Here is a 1,938-nt window from a genome sequence, read left to right on the forward strand (position 1 = left end):
GAGAGACAGCGCGGAATGGACGCGCTTCGCCTCGCCTGGATCAGCTATGTTTCGCCGGAAGGCGCAGCGCGCGTCATTCCGCCCGCGACGGCCATCGTCGACCATCGGCCGAACGGCGGATTGCTTCTTGCGGCGACCGACGAAACTTTCGTCGCCCGCAATCCGCATCATCTCGCGGTAGCTTCCGACATCCTAGCTGCCGTCGCGCCGTTGAATGCCGATCCTTGGCCCAATGAGCCGCGCGAGTCGTGGGAATGGCGCCACTAGAGACTTTCCCCGGAGCCGGCGCGCGGGTCTGGAGGCCGCAGCGCAACGAAACCCAGGACCCGGCGCGACTTGCCGCGAAGCGCATCAATGACCCGGGATCCCGGCTCTTCTTCGTTGCCACTCGTTCGGCATCTCATCGCATACGTCGTCGCCAAAGCACAACCGTCATGGCCGGGCTCGTCCCACGGCTGTCCGGTTCATGTTACGCCGAGGTTGAAACGCAGTTGTCTTGAGTCGAGCGGCGGCGGGGTGCAGCATTCGCGCAGGCGCGTGAAGTCTTTGCGATGCATTAGATTGACGCGGACGAGCTGAACAAGTTCGAGGAAGCCATGGCGGGCTTTGGTCATTTTCTGGAGCATGCGCAGCAGCAGGAACGCGATCAACGCCACCGCAATCTGGATGCGCACTGCGTTTTCGGAACGGCCGATGAAGTGCTTGACCTTGAGCGTCTGCTTCAGGAGCCGGAAGAACAACTCGATCTGCCAGCGCCGCTTGTAAAGGTCGGCGATTTCCTGGGCAGGTGCGTCGAGATCGTTGGTGAGAATGCGCAGTTTTTTGCCTTGCTCGGTCACCACGACGATTTCGCGCACCGCATCCTGCATCGGATTTTTGCGGCTCTTGGCCTGCCGGCCGGGCAGGAAGCCGATGCGATCCGACAAGGCGTCGCAGCCGGCGGGGATTGGCAGCTTTCTGGCCTCGTTGAGCGGCGTATTGGTTTTGAAGCGGGTGACGATGCGACAGCCGGCGGCATCGAGCTTCGCCCACCAGGCATAATCGTAATAGCCGAGGTCGAACACATAAGTTGCTCCCGCCTCGATCGGCATCTGCTGGGCGGCGGTGATGTCATTGATCTTTGCCGGCGTCACCGCGTGATAGATCGGGCGAGCGAGATCGGGGTCATAAATGACATGCGCCTTGGCGCCGCACATATCGGCCGAGAAACGGGCCCATCGGGTGCCGACGCCGGCGAGATGCAAGCTGGTCGAATCGATCAGGCGGACGGCCTCGCTCATCTCGCGGCGCAAGCCGCGCCCAACCAAGCCGAGCATATGCGCGAAGAGGCCTGAAAATACGAGATGAGAACGGATGCGGTTGGCATCTGCCAAAGTCGAGCGGCGCGCTGGCTTGGCGCCGGCATGATAGAGGCGCCCTTGATGGCTCGTCATGGCGGCCTCGATCTCGCGCAACGAAGCGGCACCGGAGAATTGCGCGAACAAGAGCGCGACGAGCTGACGCCGCGTGGTGAAGCCGCGCACCAAATCATCGGTGCCGTGCTCCTCCACAAGCCGATCGAACGCTTGCCAAGGAATGAGTGCCAGGAGATCGCGAAAGACGCTATTGTAATGACGCACGGCGTTGATCCCTTCGTGTCCAGATGAGTCGCCAAACCCTCTGAACCGAGTAGAATCATCGCCGTGCGCCTTGCCAAGTAAAATATGAACCGGACAGCCGTGGGCTTGTCCCGGCCATCCACGCCGATCAGACGCATGCGTCATCGTCGCGAAGCAACCGACGCGCCTTTCGCCCGCGCGGCAAGCGATGTCGCTTGGCACCCGATAGCGAGCGCCTCGCTTCCGGCTTAATAGTCGATCACCCGTCTTTCGTGCAGGGCGCATATTTGCACCGCGTGGATGGCCGGGACAAGCCCGGCCAGGACGGCTGTGCTCTAGC

The 1,938-nt window shown here is 62.1% G+C and carries 2 protein-coding genes; one reads left to right on the top strand and one right to left on the bottom strand.

Annotated features, from left to right (window positions below; genetic code table 11):
* On the top strand, window positions 1–267 hold a 267-nt coding region (locus VHB22_RS00005; RefSeq protein ID WP_325454890.1), incomplete at its 5' end, for a hypothetical protein.
* A gap of 197 nt (window positions 268–464) precedes the next feature.
* Here VHB22_RS00005 and VHB22_RS00010 read toward each other — a convergent pair.
* On the bottom strand, window positions 465–1,619 hold the full coding sequence (locus VHB22_RS00010) for an IS4 family transposase (protein ID WP_414652682.1): 1,155 nt from the start codon (window positions 1,617–1,619) through the stop codon (window positions 465–467).
* Between the last annotated feature and the right edge of the window lie 319 nt (window positions 1,620–1,938).

The organism is Hyphomicrobium sp. (assembly GCF_035548195.1).
Classification (GTDB): Bacteria; Pseudomonadota; Alphaproteobacteria; order Rhizobiales; family Hyphomicrobiaceae; genus Hyphomicrobium_B.